This is a genomic window from Haloarchaeobius iranensis (assembly GCF_900103505.1).
Lineage (GTDB): Archaea > Halobacteriota > Halobacteria > Halobacteriales > Natrialbaceae > Haloarchaeobius > Haloarchaeobius iranensis.
The window spans coordinates 12,500-35,115 of sequence record NZ_FNIA01000015.1 but is presented as its reverse complement, the minus strand read 5'-3'; the positions used below and the strand labels follow the sequence as shown (position 1 = coordinate 35,115).

The window sequence follows — 22,616 nt, the reverse complement described above, 5'->3', positions numbered from 1 at the left end:
GGACGACTCGTCGGTTGGTGTCGTTCTCGTGGTCATGGTTGGTGTTCGACGAAGCCCTTCGCGAGTTCGGCGGTGGCGCGACGCAGGCGATACGAGACCGTCGAACGCGGCAGGTCGAGTTCGTCGGCGAGTTCGTCGAGGGTCACCTCCCTGGGTGTCTCGAAGTAGCCGCGCTCGACCGCGACCGCGAGCGCCTCGCGTTGTTCCGGACGCACGCCCTCCGGGGAGAGCAGCCGGCTGTCCCACTGGCCCCCCTCCGTGAGGTGGTCGAACGAGAAGTCCAGGCCGTCACCGAGGCGGGCGCTCAGGGTGTCGTACAGCAGGCCGATCTGGTCGTCGTTCTGGACGAACACCTGCCAGTGTGCCGTCTCTCCGTCTCGTGTCTGTCTGAAGAGGACGCCGTCGTCGACGTACTTCGCAGCGATGACCGGGACCGCGTCGCAGTACGTCACGTCGCTGACGTACGTGAAGGTGACGAGCCGCCGCGGGTCCGAGGCCAGGGTGCTCGTCTGTCGCGTCGCGTCACAGGGACGACCGCTCACCGAGTCCCGGTCCATGGACTCCGCGAGCACCAGGTCGCTGACGGCGGTTATCGACTCGGTGTCGCCGGTGACGCTCTCGAGAACCCACATCTCGGCGGGGTCGAAGCACGCGTAGACGGCCTCCGAGCGCAGCGAGTCGTCCTCGATGAACGCCTGCATGTACTCGTCGGCACCGTCGTCGTATCTGATGTCGAACGCGAACTCGTACATCTCCGTCATCGACCGGTCCTCGCGGCTGGGCCGAGCCGACACGCGGCCGGAGCGGTTCGGGTTGGCCCTCGACAACTCGCTCGATTTGGGTGGCTGGTACGTAGCATCTCGTGCATGAGACCGCTTCGGTCCCTTCGACGGGTGGTATCGGTCGTCCTCGGCTGCCGGGTCTGCGTGCCGGCGAGCCTGGCTGTACTGATCGCGGTCGCCGGCGTCGTGTACGGGCTGACCAACGACGACGTGGTGACAGCGCTCGGTGCACTCCTGTTCCTGCCGAGTGCGGCGATCCTGTTCGGCGTCGCCGCACGCCGGTGCTCCGACCGGGTGCCGTTCCGGGAGCGTCGAGCTAACTGACCCGGGCTCCGGAACAGCCCCGCCGGCTGGAGACGCTCGGCCGACACGTCGCGATCTGCACCAGCGCTCCGCTCACTGTTCATCTTGGAGTCGTGCCGTCACCAATCTGTCGACGTTGTACATGAAGACGGCGACGAGTGCGAGGACCGTCGCCAGGTAGACGACGAGCTCCGGCGGTCCCGAGGCGAACCCACCGAGGAGTGCGCCGAGGAACCCGACGGCGACGAGTCCGACCCAGGTCACGAAGATTCGGGAGGCCAGCCGCGGCCCTCGTGAGCGACGCCGGGCTGACTCCCCGGAAGCCTCGTCTTCGACCATTGTCAGTACGCCTCCCCTGGTTCCACCGGCCCACGGAACGCGCTGTAGAGGACGACGAAGTACGTCACCACGAGCGGGAGCAGGATGGCCGCACCGATGGACATGAGGTTCAGCGGGAGCGTCGACACGATACTGCCCTCCACGGTGGCACCGACCGCCGGGTCGATGAGCGGGTACATGACGACCGCGACGACGGCGACCAGGCCGTACGTGAGCCCGCCAGAGGCCGCGAGCGCGGCCAGGTGCGCGCCCCGTCGCATCGCGACGGCGTACCCGGCTGCGAGGCCGATTGACGCGACGACGAGTGCCACCACGGCTGGTGACAGGAGCGTGTCGATGCCGTCGGGGAGTCGAACGGCAAGCAGGGCGAGCGTCACGACGACCGCGCCGAGGTACCCCACCACGGCTCGGACGCCGTACGCCGTCACCGCATCGGGGAGGTACTCGCCGGCCTTCAGGCGCAGGAACGCAGCGCCCGAGACCACCGTGAGCAGGACCACGGTGACGCCGACGACGAACCCGACGAGCGTCAGCGAGCGGTCAGCACCGACGAGCCAGTTCCCGGCGAACGCGCCGAGGAGGAACGGGGCGAGGACGCTTCCGGCGACGAACGAGCGACCCCACCAGCGCTGCCACCCTTCGTCGTGGCGCTGCTCGTACATCTCCGGGGCGAGCCCACGGAGGATGAGCGCGCCGAGTATCGCGAACATCAGGAGGTAGTGGCGACTGAACAGGTCGGCGTACACCGCCGGGAACGACGCGAACAGCGCCCCGCCGAAGACGACGAGCCAGACCTCGTTCCCGTCCCAGAACGGTCCGATAGCCGAGAGCACCGCCTCGCGCGCCGTCTCGTCCTCCAGCGTCGCGAAGATAGCACCGGCGCCGAAGTCGAACCCGTCGAGGAACAGGAAGGTGCCGAAGATGGCGAACAGGAGCGCGAACCACAGCTCCGGGAGCGGCAGTCCGAGCAGCGGGCCGTCCGCGAGCGTGCTGGCGCTAATCATCGCCGGTCACCCCGGCCGGGCTTTCGGCCGACTGCCCGCCAACCGACCGCAGTTCGCCGCGGGACGGCGGCCCGCCGCGGATGATGCGGACGACGACGTAGGTGTACAGGACGAGGAGGCCCCCGTACACGAGCGCGAACCCTGCGAGCGTGATCGCGGCCTCGGTGCCGGTCAACCCGGGCGAGACGCCGTCGCTCGTCTTCATCACCCCCTGGATGACCCACGGCTGGCGGCCGACCTCCGTGACGATCCATCCGAGCTCCGTGGCCGCGATGCCGCCGAGCGAGGACGCCATCAACGCCTTGTGCAGCAGTCCGTCCTCGAACAGCTCCCCGGTGTACCAGCGGTAGCCGCCCCAGAACGCGAGCAGGATGAACCAGAACCCGAGGCCGACCATGGCGCGGAACGCCCAGAACACGATGGCGACCGGGGGTGATTCGGTGTCGAACGAGTTCAGCCCGCGTATCTCCGCGGACGGGTCGCCCCCGCTGGCGAGCCACGACGCACCTCCCGGGATGCCGATGCCGAACAGGTCCTTGGCGCGTGGGTCGGTGATGTCCTCGAGCGAGGTGGGGACGGCGACGATGTACTCGGGGACGTACGACTCGGTGTCCCAGACGGCCTCCATCGCGGCGAACTTCTGGGGCTGGGTCTCCGCGACGTGCCGGCCGTACATGTCGCCGTGGAGCACCTGGAGCGGGGCGGTGATGAGCAGGGCGACCAGCGCGATCTTCAGGGTCGCCTCCCAGAACTCGACGTTCCGTATCTGGACCCCCCAGACGTGGTGCCGGAAGACGTAGTACGCCGCCACACCCGCCATGAACAGCGCGACGGACTCTACGGCGGCGTTCTGCATGTGCACGAACATGTAGCCGAACCGCGGGTTGAGGTACGCGGCCATGGGGTCGACGAGGTGCACGACCGTCTGTCCGTTCTCCGTGACGAGCTCGTAGCCCCGCGGCGTCTGCATCCACGAGTTCGCGATGAGAATCCACACTGCCGAGAGCCACGTGCCCAGCCCGACGGCGACTGCGGAGACCATGTACAGCTTGTCGCCCACGCGGTCCCGCCCGAACACGAACACGCCGAGGAACGTCGCCTCGAGCATGAACGCCATCATTCCTTCGACGGCGAGTGGCCCGCCGAACAGTTCGCCTGCCGTCGTCGAGAACGCGGCGAAGTTCGTGCCGAACTCGAACTCGAGGACGATACCCGTCACCGTCCCGACGACGAAGGAGATAGCGAATATCTTGGTCCAGAAGCGACGCAACTGCTCGTAGATCGCCTCGTCTGTCCTGATGTCCTTCCAGGTGAAGTAGACGAGGAAGGGTGCGAGGCCCATACTCATCACCGGGAAGATGATGTGGACGATCGTCGTGAGGGCGAACTGGAGCCGGCTGGCGATTACTGGGTCTATCATGGGTGGTCGGGAGGGCAACGTCGAGGGCGTTCGTCGACGGTTCGACCTACGGAGTTCCTTCGAATAACTACCGTCTTGTCGTGGGACAAAACTCTGGTGCAGGTCACAGCGAACTGGGAACGGGGACTGCTCGTTTGTCTCGCGGCCTCGAGAGAGCGCGCGACGACTCGGGAAAGTTGTCCTCCACCAACGCCAGCGTTTCACTGTTGGGTCCCCTCGTCCCGGCTATGGAGACACGGCACGCGGTCCTCGCGCTCGTCCTCGTCGTGACCCTGCTCATGGCCCTCCGGGGAGTGCTCGCGCTCCTGGAGGGCGACCTCGGGACCTTCGGCCGGCAGGCAGGGGTCGGGGGAATCGTCCTCGCGTTCGGCGTCGCGCTGTACCGCAACTGGGAGGACCTCGGGTGACCCACTCGGGACGGAGTCCGTTCGATACGGCCAGGAGGATGGCAGTGCCCCCGGACAGGATTGTCCCGAGGCCGGTCGGCAGACAGCCGCGCGCCACGATACTCGCGCCAGTCCGGTGCAACGTCGCGTCGAGCTATCCCAGCCAGTCGGCAGGTGCGAGCCGGCGTAACGATAGCCCGGGACGGTCCCACGGGGCCACGGACGGTACGCTTCCACAGGGACCAGGCCCGACCGCGACCCGAACTGCGTCGGTTCGGACCCTGCGAGTTCCCCCGCCGCAGTAGCTGCCCCGGCCGGTCACGCCGGAGTTGTCCTTCGGTCGGTCGCTGGTCCGGTCGCGTGGGCACTTTCGGCACGGACGGCCTCTTGTTGACGCTCCACCCGAACTGAGAAGAGCACCTATACCTTTGAACGAGCGTCTCCGAGTCATGGACGAATGTACGAGTCAATCCTCATTCCCACGGACGGCAGCGAGAGGGCGACCGTCGCCGCCGAACACGCCCTCGAAATCGCGGACCTGCACGACGCGACGGTCCACGTCCTCTACGTCGTCGACGTCAGAATGAGTCCGATCGACGAGACGATGGACCACGACGAGGTCCTCGAACTGCTCGAAGAGGTGAGCGGGAAGCCCACCACCCCGGTTGTCGAGCAGGCTCGTGACAGGGACATCCCCGTGATAGAAGAGATTCGTATCGGCGTTCCGTACGAGGGTATTCGGGAGTACATCAACGAGCATGACATCGATTTCGTGGTGATGGGGACCCACGGTCGAACCGGACTCGACCACACACTGCTCGGCAGCACGGTGGACCGCATCGTCCGGACCGTCGACGTGCCAGTCCTGGCGGTCTGAGCGCTACCGGCCCCGCCCGAAGAGTCGGATGACGCGGTCACGATAGAGGTAGCCGAGCACCGAGAGCACCAGGAGTCCGACAGCGAGTGCCAGCGCGGGGCCGAACTGGTCGGTTCCCAGGAGGTCCCCGAAGACGTTGGCGAGGAAGAACCCCGGTGCCCGTCCAACGAGCGCGATCACGATGAGTTTCCAGAGCGGGATATCCGTGAGGCCACCGGCGAAACAGAGCACGTCGTCGGGCAGCCCCGGCACGAGGAAGAAGAAGAACAACGCCGGCGCTGCGTAGTCCTCGCTCACCGAATCGAACTGTGCGAGGGCCTCGTCGTGAACGATGTTCTCCACGTAGGCCCGGCCGTATCGGCGTGAGAGCCAGAAGGCGACCGTACTCCCGATCATGATGCCGATCATGTTGTAGAGGGTTCCCAACCACGTGCCGAAGACGTAGCCAGCGACGACTGCCAGCACCTGTCCCGGGATCGGCGCAGCGACGACCTGCACTGCCTGGAGGAGTATCAGCACGAGCGGTGCCAGGACACCGTATCCCGCCACGAACTCGCGTAAGGCTTCCGCGTCTCGCAGGAACGAGAGGTGGCGGCGGACGATGAGTACTGCGGCTCCGAAGGCGACGACGAGCACCAGCAGATGGAGCAGGAACCGCCTCCGACTCTGCTTCGATTCGAACAGCTGGAACTCTGCCAGCTGTGTCCGTACCCGCTCGAGGCGTGAATGCATGATGGCGAGGATTCCAGTCATTCTGATTCTACGTTCAGCTTACTTTGGCGTACCGGTCGGGACGAGGCGTCCGGGTCCAGCCACCCGGTCACGGTGAACGCCCAGAGAACCGACAGGACGATGGGGTGTGCAGTACGGCGAACAGTCGACAGGCACTCCGGACGGACCCAAGACGGCCAATCAAGACAGTGCCCGCCCAACCCACGTGTACTGATGGTCTCACTCTCGACACGCCGCGTGATGGCCTGGGGTGCGGTCGCCGTGGCGCTCTCGGTGCTGGCGATCCCCTGGTTCCTCTGGCGGGACAGCACGGTCGTCGCCGGGCTCCCGGTGTGGCTCTGGTGGCATATCGGCTGGATGCTCCTCGCGGCCGGTGTGTTCCGACTCTTCGCCCGGCAGGCGTGGGGCATCGGTATCGAGGAGGCGTGACCGATGTCGGACACAGTCCTCCAGCTCGGTATCGTCACCGCGTACCTGCTGGTCGCGCTCGGGGTCGGCGTCTTCGCCTACCGGCTCACCGACCGGACCGCGGAGGATTACTACCTCGCGTCGCGTACCTTCGGCACCTTCGTCCTGCTGTTCACGACCTTCGCGACGCTGCTGTCGGCGTTTACCTTCTTCGGCGGCCCGAACCTCGCGTACTCGGCGGGGCCGGAGTGGATTCTCGTGATGGGCCTGATGGACGGCATCCTCTTCGCCGTCCTCTGGTACGTGCTGGGCTACAAGCAGTGGCTCGTCGGGCGCAAGAACGGGTACGTGACGCTCGGGGAGATGCTCGGCGACCGGTTCGGCTCGACGTGGCTCCGGGGCGGCGTCGCGGCGGTCAGCATCTTCTGGCTGTTCCCGTACGTGATGCTCCAGCAGAAGGGAGCGGGCCAGGCTATCGTTGGTCTGACCGACGGGGCCGTCCCCTTCTGGGTCGGCGCTGGCGGAATCACACTGTTCATGATACTCTACGTCGCCATCGCGGGGATGCGCGGCGTCGCCTGGACGGACACGATACAAGGGGTGTTCATGCTGGGTATCGTCTGGGTGGCCGTCGGGTGGGTGCTCTCGGCGGCGGGCGGAGCGACGGCCGCGACGGACGCCGTTGCGACCTCGAACCCCGAGTTCCTCCGGCTGGGCGGCGGTCTCTACTCGCCGCAGTGGATGCTCTCGACCGCCATCAGCATCGCCTTCGGCGTGACGATGTTCCCGCAGATCAACCAGCGGTTCTTCGTGGCGCGGTCGAAACGCGTGCTCAAGCGGACCCTGGCGCTGTGGCCCGTGCTCGTCGTGTTGCTGTTCGTCCCGGCGTTCATGCTCGGGACGTGGGCGGCGGGGCTGGGCGTCGAGGTGCCCGCGGACGGGAACGTCGTCCCGGCAGTCCTCGAGGCGTACACCGCACCGTGGTTCACGGCGGTCGTCGTGGCCGGAGCGATGGCCGCGATGATGTCCTCCAGCGACTCGATGCTCCTCTCGGGGGCCTCCTACCTCACCCGGGACCTCTACCGGCCACTGACCGGGCAGGCCGAGGCGGTCGACGACGCGCTCGGCGGGGAGGCGACGGTCGCCCGAATCGGGGTCGTCATCTTCGCGTCGCTCTCGTTCGTCGCCAGCCTCTACGCACCCGGGACCCTGGTCCAGATCGGCGATACCGCGTTCAGTGGCTTCGCCCAGCTCGCGCTCCCGGTGCTGGTGGCGCTGTACTGGGACGAGACGACGAAGTGGGGCATCTCTACCGGCATCGCGGGCTCGCAGCTGTTCTACGTCGTGAGCACGTTCGACGTGCTGCGCCGGCTCTCGGACCTCCTCCTCGGCCGGCCGGCGGTCGTGCTGCCGGCGGACTACGCCGGCTGGACACCGGCCATCGCGGGGATGCTCCTCGGACTCGTGCTCACGGTCGCTGTCTCCATGTGGACCACGAAGAGTGTCGGTGAAGACACATCGGTCTATACCGTCTCCGGAGCGGAGGCAGACTGAGGATCCGGAGGAACTCGCCAGCCTCCCGTCGTACCTCTGACCCGGCAACGTGAGCACTGTCCTCTGGGTGATCGGTGCCTGCGTCAGGGAGGGGGCGGCGGCCGTCGACTGGCGGCTGTTGCGTCTGTCACCGGCAACACGTATAAACCGTCTGAGCCGGTAAAGGAGAACATACTTAATGGCTCGTCTGAACCGGCAATCGGAGACGGAGGAGACGCAGACCGAAACGGACACGGAAGAGTCGGAGACGGAATCCTGTCCGGAGTGTGAGTCTGAGCGTCTGGTAACGAGCGGTGACGGCGATGAACTCGTCTGTGACGACTGCGGCCTGGTGCTCGAGGACGAGATGATCGACCGGGGGCCCGAGTGGCGCGCGTTCAATCACGGGGAACGCGAGAGCAAGAGTCGGGTCGGGGCACCGACGACACAGACGATGCACGACAAGGGGTTGACCACCCAGATCGACTGGAAGAACAAGGACGCGTACGGTCGGTCCCTCTCCTCGGAGAAGCGCAGTCAGATGCACCGCCTCCGGAAGTGGCAGGAGCGCATCCGGACGAAGGACGCCGGGGAGCGAAACCTCCAGTTCGCCCTCAGTGAAACCGACCGGATGGCCAGCGCACTGGGCGTCCCGCGGTCAGTTCGGGAGGTCGCGTCGGTCATCTACCGGCGCGCACTGAACGAGGACCTGATCCGCGGCCGGTCAATCGAGGGCGTGGCAACGAGCTGTCTCTACGCCGCCTGTCGGCAGGAGGGGATTCCGCGGAGTCTCGAGGAGGTATCGGAGGTCTCGCGCGTCGAACAGAAAGAGATCGGGCGCACGTACCGGTACATCTCCCAGGAGCTCGGCCTCCGGATGGAGCCGGTCGACCCGAAGGAGTACGTCCCCCGGTTCTGTTCCGAGCTCGGCGTGAGCGAGGAGGTGGAGATGAAGGCGAAGGAGATAATCGACGTGACGGCCGAGAAGGGGCTCCTCTCCGGGAAATCTCCCACGGGGTTCGCCGCGGCTGCGATCTACGCGGCGTCGCTCCTCTGCAACGAGAAGCAGACACAGCGCGAGGTGGCTTCCGTCGCCCAGGTGACGGAGGTCACGATACGGAACCGGTATCAGGAACAGATCGAAGCGATGGGCATCCAGTGACCGGCTGAGAGAACTCTCACGGCCGGGCTCCTCCGCTAGAGGAACTCGGTGTTCTGTGGCCCGTTCGTGACGTGTACCTCGAACGGTTGCGTGTCGACGTGGTCCTGCTCGACGAGGTGCCAGTAGGTCTCAGCCAGTCGGTCGGGGTCGATGAACGTGTCGTCGTCGCGGTCCGGCGACCGCTCCCGTGCGCCCGGCCCGTCGATCTGGCCGTCGATGACCACGTGCGCCACGTGGACGCCGTCCGAGCCGAACTCCTGTGCAATGTCCATCGCCATCCCGCGGGCTCCGAACTTCGCAGCGGTGAACCCGATGGCACCGCCCGGACTCCTGACTGCCGAGGTCGCCCCGGTGAAGATGACGGTGCCGCCGTCGTCGTCGAGCATGTCACCGACGGCCTCCTGCGAGCAGACGAACGCGCCGCGACCGGTGACCGCCCAGGCTCGCTCGAACTCCTCGACGCTGGTGTCCAGCAGTCCCGTCCACGATGCGGCACTCGCGTGGTTGACCAGCACGTCGACTGCCCCGAACGCCTCCCTGACTGTCTCGAACGCTTCTCTGACCTGCTCGACGCTCGAGAGGTCCGTCTGGACCGCGAGCCCCTCGCCCGGCTTTGGGAGGTCGGCCGCCAGTTCCTCGATGAACTCGGCCGACCGTGCAAGCAGTGCGACATCACAGCCCGCCGCTGCGAACCTGCGTGCCAGTGACTCACCGAGTCCCGGTCCGACGCCGGCAATGACGGCTGTTCGTGCCATACACGCTATTCGGGGCTCTGTTGCAAAACCGTGGTGCCGAACGGGACGCACTCCCGGAGCTGTCGGCCTGCAGACGACGGCGACTCAGCGCCCGGGGAGCCCCTCGTCGAGCGAGTAGACGCGCTGGCGGGCGTCCTGGAACGAGATGCGGGACATGACGATGCCGCTCTCCTCCAGTCGCGTCACGGCGTCGCGGACGGTTCGGGGCGACAGTAGCGTCGACTCCGCGAGCTGGGACTGGGTCGCCTCCCCCTCGTACTCGAGTGTCTTCGCGACGAGTTTCGCACTCGGGGGGAGGTCCAGTATGTCGGTGTCCTGCTCGGCCGGTGAACGCGAGGTACTCCGGGCCATCGATTCGGACGACGGTCGGAGGCATCTTAACAGCGAACCGCGTGTGTACCGGGATTGCACGAGCGAATCGGCGGTCCCAGCGGGCTGACGAGCGGGCGCCGCGTCCGAGACCCAGCGGGGGCGGTGGGCCTCCGACTCAATCCATCCAGTCCGGGTCGTCTCGGGGTGGACTGAAGATGTCGAGCCCGACGGCCGGCACGTCACCACGATTCTCAGCGCCGTGGGCCTCACCGCCCGGGAACACGTAGGAGTCCCCCGCCTCGACGACGTGGGTCTCACCGTCGACAAAGAACGTCAGTGCTCCCTCGAGGACGTACCCGGTCTGCTCGTGGGGGTGGCTGTGCTCGGGGACCGTCGCACCGGGGTCGACGCGGAAGTGCTGGACGTTCATCTCGGTGCCGCCGGCCAGGAGCTTCAGATGCGCGCCGTCGACAGCCTCGGTCGATTCGACGTCGGATTCTGGAACGATGTCCATGCGGACCCAATCGCGGGACTGGCCCAAATATCCCCCTCCCGTACCTGTAAGCAGTCGGCGTACGAAGTTCACGTATGCCGAAGTCACGGCCGTTCGAACGACATACGGACCGCTACGACGCCTGGTTCGAGGCGAACGATGCCGCGTATCGGTCGGAGGTGGCGTCGCTCGAGCGATTGGTTCCCCACCCGGGTGAGGGGCTCGAGATCGGCGTCGGTACTGCACGGTTCGCCGCGCCGCTCGGGATAGCGGTCGGCATCGACCCGGCAGTCGAGATGTTGGCGCGGGCCCGCCGGCGCGGTGTCGACGTTGCCAGGGGCGTCGCGGAGGACCTGCCGTTCCGCGACGGGAGCTTCGACACGGCGCTGGTCGTCACGACGATCTGTTTCGTCGACGACATCCCGCAGACGTTGTCCGAGGCGCGACGGGTGTTGCGCCCCGACGGCTCGCTGGTCATCGGATTTATCGACAGGGACAGCCCGGTCGGGCAGATGTATCAGGAGACGCAATCGGAGAACCCGTTCTACCGCGAAGCGGTGTTCGTCTCCACGGACGAACTCGTCGACGCGCTCGAGGCGGCAGGTTTCTCGGAGTTCGAGTTCGTCCAGACCATCTACCGCTGGCCGGGCGAGTTGGACGAGCAGGACCGAATCGAGGAGGGGCACGGCGAGGGGTCCTTCGTCGCTATCGAGGCGAGTCCGTAGCGGTCGTGACGACCGCTGGCGGGTTATTCCTGGAGACAGAACCACCAGTCCAGACACTCGTAGCCCTGTTCCTCGGCCCTCGCGACCCGCTCTTCGGCCGCAGCGACGTCTGCCGGTGGTTCCAGCAGGACACGGTCACCGAAGTTCTCGTTGTCCGGCCAGTCGGCCGGTACGGCAACGTCCGTCGCGTCGGCGGTCTGGAGCGCCCGGATGGACCGGAGAATCTCGTCGATGTTCCGGCCGATCTCCATGGGGTACTGGAGTTCGAGCCTGATCACGCCGCCCGGGTCGACGATGTAGACCGAGCGGACCGTGCTCGACCCCATCTCGGGGTGGAGCATCCCGAGTCGCGTCGCGACCGTGCCACCCTCGTCGGCGATGATGGGGAACTCGATGGACTCGTCGAGCTCGTCTTCGATCCACTCGACCCACTTGATGTGGGAGTGGACGCGGTCGACGGAGAGACCGACCAGGCTCACACCGAGTTCCTCGAACTCCGTGGCGCGCTGCTGGAAGGCGACGAACTCGGTCGTGCAGACGGGCGTGAAGTCGCCTGGATGACTGAACAGGACGAACCACTCGCCCTCGTAGTCGTCCGGGAGCGATATCTCTCCGTGGGAGGTCTGTACGGTGAGTTCCGGGAACTCGTCGCCCAAGCCGGGCTTTCGGGGTGTCTCGTCGGGGTTCATCGGTCTACATCGGTGGTAGGTCGAGGGAAGATAAACGGGGAACGGCGGTTCCGTACGCGCTGGAAACAACCGGACATTTTTAGTGTAGTAAATACAATTATGCGAATTACTATATGGCTGTGGGGGAACTCCGGAACTCTTTGCTCTCTCGATTCGGTGCCGTGGAGGGGATAAATACCCTCAGAAAGCTACACTCGCTGTCTCATAATTCCAAATCTCTGTTGTGATGTTGTGAAAAGTGCGAACAACTGACGGCGTCGAATATCGGTGTCACCGTCACCAGCCGTGTAGTTCTCGACGCCACAGGCGCCCGCCGCGCCGCACTCGCACCGTGGACCGCGCTGGCAGCTCACGCGCGGGATGGAACGACAGAACGGTGCACGCAGCGCCGGCCCCACCCGACCGCACGCACGACGGCAGTCGCGAGCCCTGCTGGGATGGGGATGAGAGCGCCACAGTTCATAGCGGGTATCTGTCTACGTGGCGTGGAACGGGGCCGGTGCGACAGGGCCTACGCGTGGGGTGTCCCACGCCCCCGGTCGGCACCACCTGACGTCGCGGAGCCTACTTCTCGAACGCTCGCTCGCCCGCCTCGATGGGCACGTCGAGCCAGTTCTCCGTCGGCGGCAGCGGGCACTCGTACCGGTCCGAGTACGCACACGTCGGGTTGTACGCCTCGTTGAAGTCGAGAATCCAGCGGCCGTCCTCGGTGCGGTGGTGTTCCGGCTCCAGGTCGAGATACCGTCCCGCGCCGTAGGTCTCCTCGCCGCTGGTCTCGTCGCGGAAGGGGACCCAGAGGCGGTCCTCCTCGGAATCGCCCTTGTACGCCGTGACGCTCACCGCCTCGCCCGCGATCTCCACCGTGAACTCGCCCCAGGCGAGGTACTCCTGTTCGCCGTCGGTGCTGGTGCCGACGACCACTGGCTCGGGCTCGTCGTACGCCTCCAGTTCGACGACGAACCGGTAGTCCGGGTCGACCTCGTAGTAGTCCAGCCCGTCGAACTCGGCTCGAACGTCGGGTGGGAGCGGCGAGCGCTGGTCCTCGCCGAAGTACTCGTCCTTCCGTTCGCGCTGTGCCTCGACCTCCCGCGCCCACTGCTGCGTGTGCTGCTCCGTCATGTGTACCAGTGTTCTACTTCTCGCCCTGGCTTCTTTAGTATTGTGATGTAGATGAAATATTGGCCCCGCTCGGCCCTGCCGTGGTGTCCGCTGCAGTATCGCCGTCGGGTGGGGTGGCAGGACGCCCGTTCGGGAGGTCCTCGGTCACGGCTCGGCGTACAGGAGGGTTCGTCGGCAGTCGGGACACACGTACGGTACCGGTGTCAGTATCTCGTCCGCGCGCACGCTGCTGAGGAAGCCGTCGTCCGACGCCTCCGAGACGATAGACAGTTCACCGATAGCATCGGTTCCTTGCAGTTCCATCTCCTCCAGCTGCTCCCCGCAATCCGGACACGTTCTCTCGGCTACCATGCGGGATGGAGTTGTGGCTGCCCTCGAAAAACGGTGTTGCTGTCTTCGCTGTCGGTGCCGGGCTAGTGAGTGTGGACGGTCCGTTGCTCGCGACCCTGAACGGGCGGACTCTGCCGGACCGGGCCGACTCGCCATCGGCCCCGTCCGGGTCTCAACACCCGATTCCTGCCAGCAACTACCGCGCCGGCACACCACAGCAGTGCCTGGGAGGGCGGACGCCGAGAGAGGGCGACGGTGGCGAGCGGTCGAACAGTCGCCTGGTAGGTACCGTGGCGACACCCGAGAATCAAAATTGTAGAATCGACACAATACTTTATGGTCGCGGCGAGCGAAGAACTGCGTATGTCTGGCCCGTTCGTGATCGTCGGCGGTGACGCGGCAGGGATGAGTGCGGCGAGCAAAGCGAAGCGGGACGACCCGGACCGCGACGTGCTCGTCTTCGAGAAGGGTGAGTGGGTGTCGTACGGTGCCTGTGGCCTCCCCTACTACGTCAAGGGCGACGTGGAGACCCTGGAGGACCTCGTCTCGGTGACGCCCGAGGCCTTCGTCGAGGAGCGCGGCATCGACCTGCGGACGAACCACGAGGTGACGGCCATCGACCGGGAGCGTCGGACGGTGACCGTCGAGGGACCCGACGGTGCGTTCGACCAGGAGTACGCCGACCTCCTGATCGCGACGGGGGCGCATGCGGTGGTTCCTCCCTTCGACGGGATGGACCTCGACGGCGTGTTCACGCTCCACGACATGAACGAGGCGGCGGCCATCCGCGGCTATCTCGGACTGGACGCGCCGAGTGCGAGCCTCCCGGAGACGGGCTACGGGGAGGCGGCCGCGGAGTACGCCGAGTCGGAGCAGCCGGAGTCGGTCGCCGTCATCGGTGGCGGCTACGTCGGCATCGAGATGGCGGAGGCCTTCGCGGCCCACGGCCTCGACGTGCACCTCTTCGAGATGTTGCCGCACACGCTCCAGCCCTTCGGGGCCGCGGCGGCGACCGTCGTCGAGGACCACCTCCGCGAGCAGGGTGTCGACCTCCACCTCGACACGGCCGTCGACGGCATGGTGGGTGACGGCCACGTCGAGGCCATCGCGGCCGGCGACCTGACCGTCCCGGTCGACCTCGCGCTGGTCGGCGTCGGTGTCGCCCCGAACACCGAACTCGCGGAGGCAGCGGGCATCGAACTCGGGCCGACCGGTGCCATCGCGACGGACGAGTACGGCCGGACGAACGACGAGCACGTCTTCGCGGCGGGGGACGACGCCGAGATGACCCACGTCGTGACCGGCGAGCCCGACCACGTCCCGCTGGCGTTGACGGCGAACCGTGCCGGGCGTGCCATCGGCGCGACGGTCGCCGGTGACCCCACGCCGGTGGGCGAGATAGCGGGCACCGCCGCCGTCAAGGCGTTCGACCTGGAGGTCGCTCGGACCGGTGTCGTCGACGAGGAGGCGGCCCGCGAGGCTGGGTTCGACCCGGTCTCGGTCACCATCACTGCGCAGTCCCGGGCGCACTACTACCCAGGCGACGAGGAGATCCAGGTCACGCTGCTCGGGGACAGAGAGAGCGAGCGCGTCCTCGGAGCGAGCATGGTCGGTCGTGAGGGCGTCGCGAAGCGGATCGACACCGTCGCGACGGCGCTGTACGCCGGGATGACCGTCCACCAGCTCTCGTACCTCGACCTGGCGTACGCGCCGCCGTTCAGCCCCGTCTGGGACCCGGTCCTGACCGCCGGGAAGGTGCTCGACGGCAAGCTGTCGTCCTGACGTGACCCGGCTCGGGGTCGACCCCTGAATCAGTCCCCGTGGGGCGAACACCCAACCCTGTAGTACCGACCCTCGTGCTGGACGATGGCGGTCCCGCCGTCGCCGCCGTTCCGCTGGTACGGACACCTGACGCCGAGTTCTGACAGCGCACGGACCGCGTCCCGCTCGTGCTCGAACCCACGCAGCGACAGGTGGCACTCCCGGAACCCCTCGGCGTCGGTCTCGCAGTTCCCGGACGAGAACAGGGCGGACGCGACCACGGGCCGGTCCGACAGCGACCCCACCGTCGCGTCGTCGACAGGCGACGCCGGCACCTCCTGGGCGGTGACGACGTAGCCCCATCCCCAGCCGATACCGACCGCGGCCAGCAGCATGAGCAGCACCACGGCCGGGACGCTCCCGACGAACGTCGGCAGTGCGCCGGACCGAACGTCGAACCGGAGCCAGAGGAGCACCGGGGCCCCCAGGAGTACCAGCACGAGCAGCAGGAGCGCGATGGGCGTCGACGGGAACCCGGCCAGGGCGACGGCAGTGAAGGCGACGGGCACCCCGAGGAAGACGAGCAGGACGGCGACGAGTGCGTCCCGGTTCGCGAGCCCGGTGTGCACGTAGTCGGCGACGACCAGCGGGACGAGGACCGCCGCGAGACCGCTGACGAGGAACTGGAGGAGGATGGCCGCTTCCGTTGCCCCGCTCGGGCCGAGTCGCAGGTACAGTGCGTCGTAGACCGGGCGCTGGAGGCCGGTGGTGACGTTGAGCAGCACCAGGGCGACGGCGAGGGTACCGACCAACCCGAGCAGGACGTCGGCGACGCCCCGTCCGATGCGTCGGATGATGGCGCTGGTGTCGGTCATGGGTGGGCGCCGACCGGGATGGTCCGGTCTGACTACCCGAACTACAGCCGCCTGCCGCAAGTGTGTTATGGAGTACCGTGACTTGGTTCTCAGTCGGACTCCACAGCGGCCGGGACCTCGTCGCGGTCGTCGGTGGCGTCGACGCCCACGTGTTCGGCGACCTGTCTGCGGTTCACCTCGCCGATGCGGTCGGCGACGGCGTCGACCATGTCGAACAGCTCCTCCTTGACCGGGCTGTCCTCGTCCCTGATGGTGGGCCCCTCCGTCGAGCCGCTGTCGAAGTCGGGGTGGACCGGCAGTTCGGAGAGCACCGGCACGTCGTAGTCCTCGCGTATCTCGTCGCCGCCCCCCGCGCCGAACACCTCGTGGGTGTCGTCGCAGCTCGGGCACCGGAACGCGCTCATGTTCTCGACGACGCCGAGGACCGGGGCGTCGTGGTCCGCGAACAGCTTCAGCCCCTTCCGGGCGTCGGCGACGGCCATCTCCTGGGGCGTCGTGACGATGACGACGCCGGCGACCGGGAGCGTCTGGAGCAGGTTCAGCGACGCGTCGCCGGTGCCGGGCGGGAGGTCGACCACGAGGTAGTCGAGTCTGCCCCACTCGACCTCCTCGACGAACTTCATCATCACGTTGTTCACCATCGGACCGCGCATCACCGCCGGCTGGTCGCCGTCCGGCATCAGGTGGTCGGTGCTCATCACGGCGACGCCCTCGGAGCGTGGCGGGACGATGTCGCCGTCCGGCATCACGCCGGGTTCGTTCTCCGACGGGAGCAGCCGTGGGACGTTCGGGCCGTGTACGTCCGCGTCGAGGATGCCCACGCGGGCACCGCGGTCGTTCAGTCCGGCGGCGAGGTTCGCGGCGACGGTCGTCTTCCCGACGCCGCCCTTGCCGGAGGCGACGGCGACGACGTTGCGGACACCCGGGAAGACCTCCTGGTCGAAACCGTGTTCCTCGCCGATATCGGCGCGGAGGTCCGGCTCCATCCCGGCGTCCTCCACGATATCTCGAATATCGTTGCCGATCTCCAGTTCGGTCGGTGCGTAGGGGGCGTTGAACGCGAGGGAGACGGTTGCTCCCTCGTGGTCGATGTCGATGTCGTTCACGAGGCCCAGGGAGACGATATCGTCGTCGTTCATGGGATCCTCGACGGCTCTCAGTCTGTCTTCGAGTTCGGATTCGGGTAGTGGCATGGGTGGTGTGTCGTGATGTGAGTGGGTGGTTGTCCGGCGGTGCCTCAGAAGTACAGCACGTCGATGGCCATCGTGGCGACGAACAGGCTCCCCCACAAGACCGTGGTGAGTCCGACGAGGTAGCCGACGCCGAGCCAGGCCTTCGACCGGTCGCTCGGCTCGCCGACGTACCAGGCGACGACCATCAGGTACACCGGCGCGAGCACGATGCCGAAGATGAGGTACGTGCCCGGGCCGACGAACGGGAGCGAGTGGCCGCCCCCACCGCTGCTGGCGGCCAGCGGCAACAGTGCGGCCAGCACCGTCGGGAGTGCCGCCGCAGTCATGCGTCGTCCCCCCCCTCGTGGGCCGCCTCGATGGCGTGCAGTTCGACCACGGGGATGACCTTCGCGACGACGAGGAAGAACAGGACGACGATGCCGACGGTCCCGAGCAGCGCCGACAGCTCCACCGGAGAGGGGACGTAGACGCCCGGCACGCCGTCGTACAGCTGGAAGTGCGCGTGCTGGAGCCCCTCGACGACGAACAGCACCTTCTCGACGAGAGTGCCGACGAGCACGCCGAACGAGAGCGCCACCAGCACGGGAATGCTGAACAGCGAGGGCCGCAGCGAGCACGCGAACACGTACAACATCGCGGCGAGCACGAGTCCGATGGCGACCCAGTACACCGGCGTCGCTATCTTCACCTCCGTCGCGTGCTGGAGCGTCGTCGGCGCGGCGAAGATGCCGGTGATGACCTGCTGGAGCTGGAGCCAGAGGAAGATGAGGCCGAAGAAGCCCAGCCACTTCGCGAGTCCCCGGAACACCTCGACCGGGACGAGCTCCTCCCAGCCGTAGGCACGGCGGAACGACGCCGCGACGATGATGATGCCGCTGACCGCGGAGGTCAGCGCGATGGAGAGGAACGACGGACCCTGGACGCCGCCGGCCCAGCCGGCCATCGACGGGAGCAACGCGAACAACCACGGGATGACGCCCCCGTGGAGCAGCAGCGGTGCCATGATGATGATGGCGAAGGCGATCCACCAGACCATCCGCTCGACGATGGCGTCCTCGCGCTCCGAGTACCCGACCATCAGCACCGCGTACACCGGTTCGAGCTGGTCCGGCAGTCGGTCACGCAGCCGGTGGATATCGTACCGGATGGTCAACGCGAGGTACGTCGCCGTCAGGACGAAGTAGGCCGTGATGACCGTCACGTCCCACATCAACGGCGACCACTGGACCCGCGTCGGCCACGCGGGGAGCACGCTCGTCACCAGCCTGTCCGGCCGGCCGACGTGGATGAGGATGAACACGCCGGCACAGGTCAGTGCCGCGATGGTCAGCAGTTCGGCCATGCGGGCGACCGGCTGGTACCGGTCCATCCCGAGCAGTCGAACCGCGGCCGACAGGATGATGCCGCCGTGGGCGATGCCGACCCACCAGATGAACGCGCCGATGTAGAGCCCCCACGGCACGCCGCCGCCGGAGCCCCAGTCGGCGAGGTTCGTCACGATGAGGCCGTGCTGGAGCTGTTGCAGGTAGAAGAACACCCAGACGCCGATGGCACCTAGCGCCGCTACCAGCGCGAGCAGGTACTGCTTCGACAGCGTACCGATGGGGCGGACGAGCGTCTCGCGGCTCACGTCGGTCGTGTCGACGCTCATGCCTCCTCACCCTCCTCGTTGGCGGCGGCACCGTCGTCGAGCACCTCACTACGGTCGTCGACGAGCCCGACATCCTCGTAGGAGACCGGCCCCTCGACCTGTTCGGCGTGGGGCGACGGCTCGTTGCCGATGTAGTGGACGTTCGGGCTCGTCCCGCGCTCCTCCAGCAGGTTGAACGTCGAGACCGTGTGCTCGGTCCGGTCCGGGAAGGAGGAGCGGTCGTTCTCCTGTTCGCCCCGGTACTCGTGGAGGTGCTGGTTCGGTGCGCTCTCCTCGTCGTTGAGGTCGCCGAAGTGGATGGCGTCCATCGCACAGGCCTCCTCGCAGGCGGTCGTCCCGACCCTCTCCTCGCCCATCTGGCCGTCCTGCCGGTCGACGCAGAAGGTACATTTTCCCATGACGCCCTCCGGCGGCCGCGACCCGACCCACTTCCCCCGGTCGTCGAGCTGGTGCTCGTTCGGGATCTCCGCGTCCGGCACGTCGGGCTCGCCCCACTGGAAGTAGTTCACGCCGTACGGGCACGATACCTCGCAGTACCGGCAGCCGATACAGATGTCGTAGTCCGTGAGCACGAGCCCGTCCTCGTCGCGGGTGTGGCGCGCGCCGACCGGGCAGACCTTCGTGCACGGCGAATCGGTGCAGTGCTGGCAGGGCCGGACGAGGAAGTTCTCGTCGTCCTGGTTGCGGTCCTCGTAGGTGAAGACGTACATCCAGTTCGCGCCGCGGGAGAGGCCGTGCTCCTGCGAGCAGGCGCTGACGCAGGCGAGGCAGCCGTCGCAGTTGTTGAGGTTGATGACCATCCCCCAGCGGGTGCCATCGCCGTCCGTCGGCGTGTCACCGTGCTCCCCGCCGGAGCCGCTCCCGGCACCGGCGAAGACGCTCAGTGCCGCGGCAGCCGCACCGCCCTTGGCGAGCAGTTCCCGCCGCGAGACGTCCTCCCTGTCGGCGAGGGCCGCCAGCGACTCGCGGACGCTCGTCGCGTCCGAGGTCTCCGATACCACCTCGCCGTCGAGGTCGTCCCGGAGCTCGGGGAGTTCGCGGGCGTCCTGGCCGAACTCCTCGAGCATGTCCTCGTGGTACCTCGCGTAGAACTCCGCGTCACTCAGCTCACCGGCGACGACCCGCTGTGCGTCACGGGCCATCTCCAGACCGAGGTCGGTATCGTACTCCGTCTCCGAGAGCACGCGCCGCATCTCGGTCTCGGACTGGTCGTCGAACGGGAGCCGTCCCTCGTCATCCATGTCGGTTCACCTCCAGTTCCCATCGCATCCCCGGGTCTGTACTCGTCATCGTGTACCAGTCGAGACTGGTGGCGGTCGAGTCATAACCCATCACGCCGGTTCTCAGAACCCGGAACGCAGCCAGAATATGTTCGCTGGGGGACTCAAGTGACGCTTCGGTCACCGGCGTGGGGAGCCTCCCCGGGTGAACCTTGGCTTACCCTTTTCACTGGTGTCCCCGATTGGTACGATAGTAATGGGTACTGGACAGGAGGAGATCTCGACCACCGAGGGCGCGAACCGCGAAGGAGAGGTGCCGGAGCGGGTCGTCAAAGCCGAATCCGCGTCCGGCGAGACGTCGGTCACCGAGGAAGGGACCGAGCTCGAACGGACGATCGGCCTCAAGGGCGGCCTCGCCATCGGCGTCGGGACGATGATCGGCGCGGGCATCTTCGTCTTTCCCGGGCTCGCGGCCGGACAGGCCGGGCCGGCGGCCGCCGGGTCGTTCGGCATCGGTGCGGTCATCGCCCTGCTCGTCGCGCTCCCGGCCTCGGAGCTCGCGACGGCGATGCCGAAGTCCGGCGGCGGCTACTACTTCATCTCCCGGGCGCTCGGCGCGCTCGCGGGGGCCATCGTCGGCATCAGCATCTGGCTCGGCCTCGTCTTCGCGACGGCGTTCTACCTGGTCGGCTTCGGCAACTACGCCGCGGCCGTGCTCGCCGAAGCGGGCGTCGCCATCGGCGGCGTCCCGGTCGTCGTCCCGCTCGCACTCCTGTTCGGGGTGCTGCTGACCGTCCTGAACCTGGTCGGCACCGAGAACGCCGCGACGCTCCAGAACTACGTCGTCGGGCTCCTGCTCACCATCCTCGTCCTGTTCCTGAGCTTCGGAAGCCTCGACGCTGTCGGTGTGTTCGGGGGGAGCTCCACCCCCGAACGGTTCCTGCCGTTCGGGCCGCTCCCCGTGTTCACGACCGCCGCGCTGGTGTTCACGTCGTACCTCGGCTTCGCACAGGTCGCGACGGTCGCCGGGGACATCAAGGACCCCGGACGGAACCTCCCGCTGGCGATGGTCGGGTCGGTCCTCATCGTCGGCACGCTGTACGTGGTGACCATCTTCGTTGCCACCAGCGCCTTCGACAGCACCACGCTCGCCGGGTTCGGCGAGACGGCCATCGTCGAGGTCGCGCGGAACTTCATCGGGGCACCGGGCGCTATCGTCATCCTCGTCGCCGGGCTGCTGGCGACGGTCTCGAGCGCCAACGCGTCCATCCTCTCGACCTCGCGGGCGGTGTTCGCGCTGAGCAAGGACGCCATCCTCCCGCGGTTCGCGAGCCGGATAAACCTGCAGTACGGGACGCCTCACATCGCACTCGCGATGGGTGGGGGGCCCGTGCTCGTCCTCGTCGCTCTCGGCGAGGTCGAAGTGCTTGCCGAGGTCGCGTCGTTCCTGCATCTCGTCATGTACGGGCTGATGTGCGTGGCGCTCATCGCCATGCGGCGCGACGAGCCCGAGTGGTACGACCCGGACTTCCGGGTCCCTGCCTACCGGCTGGTCGCGGGCCTCGGTGCGGTCGCGAGCTTCGGACTCATCCTATTCATGAAACCCATGTCACAGATAATCGGTGTCGCGATCATGGTCGCATCGGCTGGCTGGTTCGTCTACTACGCCAACGACGTCTCGCTCAAGGGGGTGCTCTGAATGTCGTGGGACGCCACCGAGGACCCCGCTGACTCGGGGGACCTCGCCGTGCGTGAACCGCCGAAGATACTCATCCCGGTTCGGGTGCTGGAGGGCCAGACGGTTCCCGAACCGCTCGTCGAGTTCCTCGCGCCGGCTGAGATCGTCGTCCTCGGCTACCACGTGCTACCCGAACAGACCCCCACTGAGCAGGGGAGCATGCAGTTCGAGGACCGTGCTCAGGAGGCTGTCGATGCCATCGCCGAGGCGTTCCGCGATGCCGGCCGGGACATCGAGACCCGCATCGTCTTCACCCACGACCGCGACCAGACCGTCGAGCGGGTCGCCGAGGAGGTCGGTGCGACGGCGACGCTCCTCCCGAACCCGAGCGGGGAGGTCGAGGACGTGCTCGTCGCGGTCCGGGGGAAGATCGACGTCGCCCGTCTCGTCGACCTCGTCGCGGCGCTGCTCGTCGACGGCGACGAACGCGTCACGCTCTGGGGCGTGAAAGGCGGCGGCTACGACGCCGAGTCCGCGGTCCAGCGGGCCGACGCCACGCTCGAACAACGGGGCTTCGACCCGGACCGCATCGCCGTGGAGACCGGCGACTCCGAGACCCCCATCTACGACATCGTCGCCCGGACAGCCGAGTTCGACGTCGTCGTCATGGGCGAGGGTGGCCCGCCGGTGCTCTCGGCGGTGTTCGGCGACGACGCGGAGCGCGTGGCGGAGGGCGCGGTCGCGCCGGTGCTGGTCGTTCGGGACCTGCCGGAGCCGGCCGAGTCCGAGGACGAGGCGGACGCCACCGACGGCGATGCGGACGACCGAGACGAGCAGCAGGACGAGGGGGCTGGAGCGGGCACCTGAGG

At 67.3% G+C, this 22,616-nt stretch carries 26 protein-coding genes; 10 read left to right on the top strand and 16 right to left on the bottom strand.

Going from position 1 to position 22,616, the window contains the following annotated elements; all coding sequences use genetic code 11:
• Nucleotides 1-32: 32 nt before the first annotated feature.
• The gene (locus tag BLT27_RS13065; protein WP_217639155.1) at nucleotides 33-761 is read right to left on the bottom strand and encodes a helix-turn-helix domain-containing protein; all 729 of its coding nucleotides are present in this window, start codon (nucleotides 759-761) and stop codon (nucleotides 33-35) included.
• A 132-nt stretch (nucleotides 762-893) separates the two neighbouring features.
• Between BLT27_RS13065 and BLT27_RS13060 the strand changes: the two genes are divergently transcribed.
• Complete coding sequence (locus tag BLT27_RS13060; protein ID WP_217639154.1) at nucleotides 894-1,106, top strand: hypothetical protein; 213 nt, start codon at nucleotides 894-896, stop codon at nucleotides 1,104-1,106.
• 72 nt (nucleotides 1,107-1,178) lie between these two features.
• Here the strand turns inward: BLT27_RS13060 and BLT27_RS13055 are convergent, their stop codons facing one another.
• From BLT27_RS13055 to BLT27_RS13045, 3 genes are read right to left on the bottom strand one after another with little or no spacing between them, the layout of a single operon-like run.
• On the bottom strand, nucleotides 1,179-1,424 hold the full coding sequence (locus tag BLT27_RS13055) for a hypothetical protein (protein WP_089734605.1): 246 nt from the start codon (nucleotides 1,422-1,424) through the stop codon (nucleotides 1,179-1,181).
• Nucleotides 1,425-1,426: 2 nt separating this feature from the next.
• Nucleotides 1,427-2,428: a cytochrome d ubiquinol oxidase subunit II gene (locus BLT27_RS13050; protein WP_089734603.1), complete on the bottom strand. Its 1,002-nt coding sequence runs from the start codon at nucleotides 2,426-2,428 to the stop codon at nucleotides 1,427-1,429.
• The gene (locus BLT27_RS13045; RefSeq protein ID WP_089734601.1) at nucleotides 2,421-3,848 is read right to left on the bottom strand and encodes a cytochrome ubiquinol oxidase subunit I; all 1,428 of its coding nucleotides are present in this window, start codon (nucleotides 3,846-3,848) and stop codon (nucleotides 2,421-2,423) included. The genes BLT27_RS13050 and BLT27_RS13045 overlap by 8 nt, the downstream gene beginning before the upstream one ends.
• Before the next feature lie 227 nt (nucleotides 3,849-4,075).
• Here BLT27_RS13045 and BLT27_RS13040 point away from each other — a divergent pair, with 227 nt between their 5' ends.
• The gene (locus BLT27_RS13040) at nucleotides 4,076-4,255 is read left to right on the top strand and encodes a DUF8073 family membrane protein (protein ID WP_089734599.1); all 180 of its coding nucleotides are present in this window, start codon (nucleotides 4,076-4,078) and stop codon (nucleotides 4,253-4,255) included.
• A 436-nt stretch (nucleotides 4,256-4,691) separates the two neighbouring features.
• A complete protein-coding gene (locus BLT27_RS13035) occupies nucleotides 4,692-5,111 on the top strand; it encodes a universal stress protein (RefSeq protein ID WP_089734596.1) in 420 nt (139 codons plus the stop codon).
• A 3-nt stretch (nucleotides 5,112-5,114) separates the two neighbouring features.
• Here BLT27_RS13035 and BLT27_RS13030 read toward each other — a convergent pair whose 3' ends face one another.
• Nucleotides 5,115-5,843 carry a TVP38/TMEM64 family protein gene (locus BLT27_RS13030; RefSeq protein WP_089734692.1) on the bottom strand — a complete coding sequence of 243 codons (729 nt, stop codon included), beginning with the start codon at nucleotides 5,841-5,843 and terminating at the stop codon, nucleotides 5,115-5,117.
• A 240-nt stretch (nucleotides 5,844-6,083) separates the two neighbouring features.
• Here BLT27_RS13030 and BLT27_RS13025 point away from each other — a divergent pair, with 240 nt between their 5' ends.
• The 3 genes from BLT27_RS13025 to BLT27_RS13015 all read left to right on the top strand — a co-directional run bounded on the left by BLT27_RS13025 (nucleotide 6,084) and on the right by BLT27_RS13015 (nucleotide 8,946).
• Nucleotides 6,084-6,272, top strand: a complete 189-nt coding sequence (locus BLT27_RS13025; RefSeq protein WP_089734594.1) for a DUF3311 domain-containing protein — start codon at nucleotides 6,084-6,086, stop codon at nucleotides 6,270-6,272.
• Between the two features lie 3 nt (nucleotides 6,273-6,275).
• Complete coding sequence (locus BLT27_RS13020; protein WP_089734592.1) at nucleotides 6,276-7,805, top strand: sodium:solute symporter family protein; 1,530 nt, start codon at nucleotides 6,276-6,278, stop codon at nucleotides 7,803-7,805.
• 178 nt (nucleotides 7,806-7,983) lie between these two features.
• Nucleotides 7,984-8,946 (top strand): transcription initiation factor IIB, encoded by a 963-nt coding sequence (locus BLT27_RS13015; protein ID WP_089734589.1) that lies wholly within the window; start codon nucleotides 7,984-7,986, stop codon nucleotides 8,944-8,946.
• Nucleotides 8,947-8,981: 35 nt separating this feature from the next.
• On the opposite strand, the gene BLT27_RS13010 is transcribed toward BLT27_RS13015, so the two are convergent.
• The 3 genes from BLT27_RS13010 to BLT27_RS13000 form a co-directional block, all read right to left on the bottom strand.
• Nucleotides 8,982-9,701 carry an SDR family NAD(P)-dependent oxidoreductase gene (locus tag BLT27_RS13010; protein WP_089734587.1) on the bottom strand — a complete coding sequence of 240 codons (720 nt, stop codon included), beginning with the start codon at nucleotides 9,699-9,701 and terminating at the stop codon, nucleotides 8,982-8,984.
• Between the two features lie 84 nt (nucleotides 9,702-9,785).
• A complete protein-coding gene (locus BLT27_RS13005; protein WP_089734586.1) occupies nucleotides 9,786-10,052 on the bottom strand; it encodes a MarR family transcriptional regulator in 267 nt (88 codons plus the stop codon).
• A 136-nt stretch (nucleotides 10,053-10,188) separates the two neighbouring features.
• Nucleotides 10,189-10,527, bottom strand: coding sequence for a cupin domain-containing protein (locus BLT27_RS13000; protein WP_089734584.1), 339 nt, complete (start codon nucleotides 10,525-10,527; stop codon nucleotides 10,189-10,191).
• A 74-nt stretch (nucleotides 10,528-10,601) separates the two neighbouring features.
• Between BLT27_RS13000 and BLT27_RS12995 the strand changes: the two genes are divergently transcribed.
• Nucleotides 10,602-11,231, top strand: a complete 630-nt coding sequence (locus BLT27_RS12995) for a class I SAM-dependent methyltransferase (protein WP_089734582.1) — start codon at nucleotides 10,602-10,604, stop codon at nucleotides 11,229-11,231.
• Nucleotides 11,232-11,254: 23 nt separating this feature from the next.
• Here BLT27_RS12995 and BLT27_RS12990 read toward each other — a convergent pair whose 3' ends face one another.
• The 3 genes from BLT27_RS12990 to BLT27_RS12980 form a co-directional block, all read right to left on the bottom strand.
• Entirely contained in the window at nucleotides 11,255-11,920 is a 666-nt protein-coding gene (locus BLT27_RS12990; RefSeq protein WP_089734580.1) for a peroxiredoxin, read from the bottom strand.
• A 564-nt stretch (nucleotides 11,921-12,484) separates the two neighbouring features.
• Nucleotides 12,485-13,039 (bottom strand): DUF1684 domain-containing protein, encoded by a 555-nt coding sequence (locus tag BLT27_RS12985; protein ID WP_089734578.1) that lies wholly within the window; start codon nucleotides 13,037-13,039, stop codon nucleotides 12,485-12,487.
• Nucleotides 13,040-13,183: 144 nt separating this feature from the next.
• On the bottom strand, nucleotides 13,184-13,390 hold the full coding sequence (locus BLT27_RS12980; RefSeq protein WP_089734576.1) for a hypothetical protein: 207 nt from the start codon (nucleotides 13,388-13,390) through the stop codon (nucleotides 13,184-13,186).
• A 342-nt stretch (nucleotides 13,391-13,732) separates the two neighbouring features.
• On the opposite strand from BLT27_RS12980, the gene BLT27_RS12975 reads away from it, so the two are divergent.
• Nucleotides 13,733-15,151 carry an FAD-dependent oxidoreductase gene (locus BLT27_RS12975; protein ID WP_089734574.1) on the top strand — a complete coding sequence of 473 codons (1,419 nt, stop codon included), beginning with the start codon at nucleotides 13,733-13,735 and terminating at the stop codon, nucleotides 15,149-15,151.
• A 29-nt stretch (nucleotides 15,152-15,180) separates the two neighbouring features.
• On the opposite strand, the gene BLT27_RS12970 is transcribed toward BLT27_RS12975, so the two are convergent.
• The 5 genes from BLT27_RS12970 to BLT27_RS12950 all read right to left on the bottom strand — a co-directional run bounded on the left by BLT27_RS12970 (nucleotide 15,181) and on the right by BLT27_RS12950 (nucleotide 20,090).
• Nucleotides 15,181-16,005: a hypothetical protein gene (locus tag BLT27_RS12970; protein ID WP_089734572.1), complete on the bottom strand. Its 825-nt coding sequence runs from the start codon at nucleotides 16,003-16,005 to the stop codon at nucleotides 15,181-15,183.
• Nucleotides 16,006-16,094: 89 nt separating this feature from the next.
• Nucleotides 16,095-17,198 carry an Mrp/NBP35 family ATP-binding protein gene (locus tag BLT27_RS12965; RefSeq protein WP_089734570.1) on the bottom strand — a complete coding sequence of 368 codons (1,104 nt, stop codon included), beginning with the start codon at nucleotides 17,196-17,198 and terminating at the stop codon, nucleotides 16,095-16,097.
• Nucleotides 17,199-17,242: 44 nt separating this feature from the next.
• Nucleotides 17,243-17,524 carry a hypothetical protein gene (locus tag BLT27_RS12960; protein WP_089734568.1) on the bottom strand — a complete coding sequence of 94 codons (282 nt, stop codon included), beginning with the start codon at nucleotides 17,522-17,524 and terminating at the stop codon, nucleotides 17,243-17,245.
• Nucleotides 17,521-18,849 (bottom strand): NrfD/PsrC family molybdoenzyme membrane anchor subunit, encoded by a 1,329-nt coding sequence (nrfD, locus tag BLT27_RS12955; protein WP_089734566.1) that lies wholly within the window; start codon nucleotides 18,847-18,849, stop codon nucleotides 17,521-17,523. Before nrfD ends, BLT27_RS12960 begins: the two co-directional genes overlap by 4 nt.
• The gene (locus BLT27_RS12950; protein WP_089734564.1) at nucleotides 18,846-20,090 is read right to left on the bottom strand and encodes a 4Fe-4S ferredoxin N-terminal domain-containing protein; all 1,245 of its coding nucleotides are present in this window, start codon (nucleotides 20,088-20,090) and stop codon (nucleotides 18,846-18,848) included. The genes nrfD and BLT27_RS12950 overlap by 4 nt, the downstream gene beginning before the upstream one ends.
• Nucleotides 20,091-20,325: 235 nt before the next feature.
• On the opposite strand from BLT27_RS12950, the gene BLT27_RS12945 reads away from it, so the two are divergent.
• Nucleotides 20,326-21,768: an APC family permease gene (locus BLT27_RS12945; protein WP_089734562.1), complete on the top strand. Its 1,443-nt coding sequence runs from the start codon at nucleotides 20,326-20,328 to the stop codon at nucleotides 21,766-21,768.
• Nucleotides 21,769-22,614 carry a universal stress protein gene (locus BLT27_RS12940; protein WP_089734560.1) on the top strand — a complete coding sequence of 282 codons (846 nt, stop codon included), beginning with the start codon at nucleotides 21,769-21,771 and terminating at the stop codon, nucleotides 22,612-22,614.
• Nucleotides 22,615-22,616 lie beyond the last annotated feature (2 nt).

Bases quoted from the DNA above. Each gene is read 5' to 3' on its own strand.
- BLT27_RS13065 (WP_217639155.1), bottom strand. From the start codon at position 761: ATGACGGAGATGTACGAGTTCGCGTTCGACATCAGATACGACGACGGT.
- BLT27_RS13055 (WP_089734605.1), bottom strand. From the start codon at position 1,424: ATGGTCGAAGACGAGGCTTCCGGGGAGTCAGCCCGGCGTCGCTCACGA.
- BLT27_RS13050 (WP_089734603.1), bottom strand. From the start codon at position 2,428: ATGATTAGCGCCAGCACGCTCGCGGACGGCCCGCTGCTCGGACTGCCG.
- BLT27_RS13045 (WP_089734601.1), bottom strand. From the start codon at position 3,848: ATGATAGACCCAGTAATCGCCAGCCGGCTCCAGTTCGCCCTCACGACG.
- BLT27_RS13040 (WP_089734599.1), top strand. From the start codon at position 4,076: ATGGAGACACGGCACGCGGTCCTCGCGCTCGTCCTCGTCGTGACCCTG.
- BLT27_RS13035 (WP_089734596.1), top strand. From the start codon at position 4,692: ATGTACGAGTCAATCCTCATTCCCACGGACGGCAGCGAGAGGGCGACC.
- BLT27_RS13030 (WP_089734692.1), bottom strand. From the start codon at position 5,843: ATGCATTCACGCCTCGAGCGGGTACGGACACAGCTGGCAGAGTTCCAG.
- BLT27_RS13025 (WP_089734594.1), top strand. From the start codon at position 6,084: ATGGCCTGGGGTGCGGTCGCCGTGGCGCTCTCGGTGCTGGCGATCCCC.
- BLT27_RS13020 (WP_089734592.1), top strand. From the start codon at position 6,276: ATGTCGGACACAGTCCTCCAGCTCGGTATCGTCACCGCGTACCTGCTG.
- BLT27_RS13015 (WP_089734589.1), top strand. From the start codon at position 7,984: ATGGCTCGTCTGAACCGGCAATCGGAGACGGAGGAGACGCAGACCGAA.
- BLT27_RS13010 (WP_089734587.1), bottom strand. From the start codon at position 9,701: ATGGCACGAACAGCCGTCATTGCCGGCGTCGGACCGGGACTCGGTGAG.
- BLT27_RS13005 (WP_089734586.1), bottom strand. From the start codon at position 10,052: ATGGCCCGGAGTACCTCGCGTTCACCGGCCGAGCAGGACACCGACATA.
- BLT27_RS13000 (WP_089734584.1), bottom strand. From the start codon at position 10,527: ATGGACATCGTTCCAGAATCCGACGTCGAATCGACCGAGGCTGTCGAC.
- BLT27_RS12995 (WP_089734582.1), top strand. From the start codon at position 10,602: ATGCCGAAGTCACGGCCGTTCGAACGACATACGGACCGCTACGACGCC.
- BLT27_RS12990 (WP_089734580.1), bottom strand. From the start codon at position 11,920: ATGAACCCCGACGAGACACCCCGAAAGCCCGGCTTGGGCGACGAGTTC.
- BLT27_RS12985 (WP_089734578.1), bottom strand. From the start codon at position 13,039: ATGACGGAGCAGCACACGCAGCAGTGGGCGCGGGAGGTCGAGGCACAG.
- BLT27_RS12980 (WP_089734576.1), bottom strand. From the start codon at position 13,390: ATGGTAGCCGAGAGAACGTGTCCGGATTGCGGGGAGCAGCTGGAGGAG.
- BLT27_RS12975 (WP_089734574.1), top strand. From the start codon at position 13,733: ATGTCTGGCCCGTTCGTGATCGTCGGCGGTGACGCGGCAGGGATGAGT.
- BLT27_RS12970 (WP_089734572.1), bottom strand. From the start codon at position 16,005: ATGACCGACACCAGCGCCATCATCCGACGCATCGGACGGGGCGTCGCC.
- BLT27_RS12965 (WP_089734570.1), bottom strand. From the start codon at position 17,198: ATGCCACTACCCGAATCCGAACTCGAAGACAGACTGAGAGCCGTCGAG.
- BLT27_RS12960 (WP_089734568.1), bottom strand. From the start codon at position 17,524: ATGACTGCGGCGGCACTCCCGACGGTGCTGGCCGCACTGTTGCCGCTG.
- nrfD (WP_089734566.1), bottom strand. From the start codon at position 18,849: ATGAGCGTCGACACGACCGACGTGAGCCGCGAGACGCTCGTCCGCCCC.
- BLT27_RS12950 (WP_089734564.1), bottom strand. From the start codon at position 20,090: ATGGATGACGAGGGACGGCTCCCGTTCGACGACCAGTCCGAGACCGAG.
- BLT27_RS12945 (WP_089734562.1), top strand. From the start codon at position 20,326: ATGGGTACTGGACAGGAGGAGATCTCGACCACCGAGGGCGCGAACCGC.
- BLT27_RS12940 (WP_089734560.1), top strand. From the start codon at position 21,769: ATGTCGTGGGACGCCACCGAGGACCCCGCTGACTCGGGGGACCTCGCC.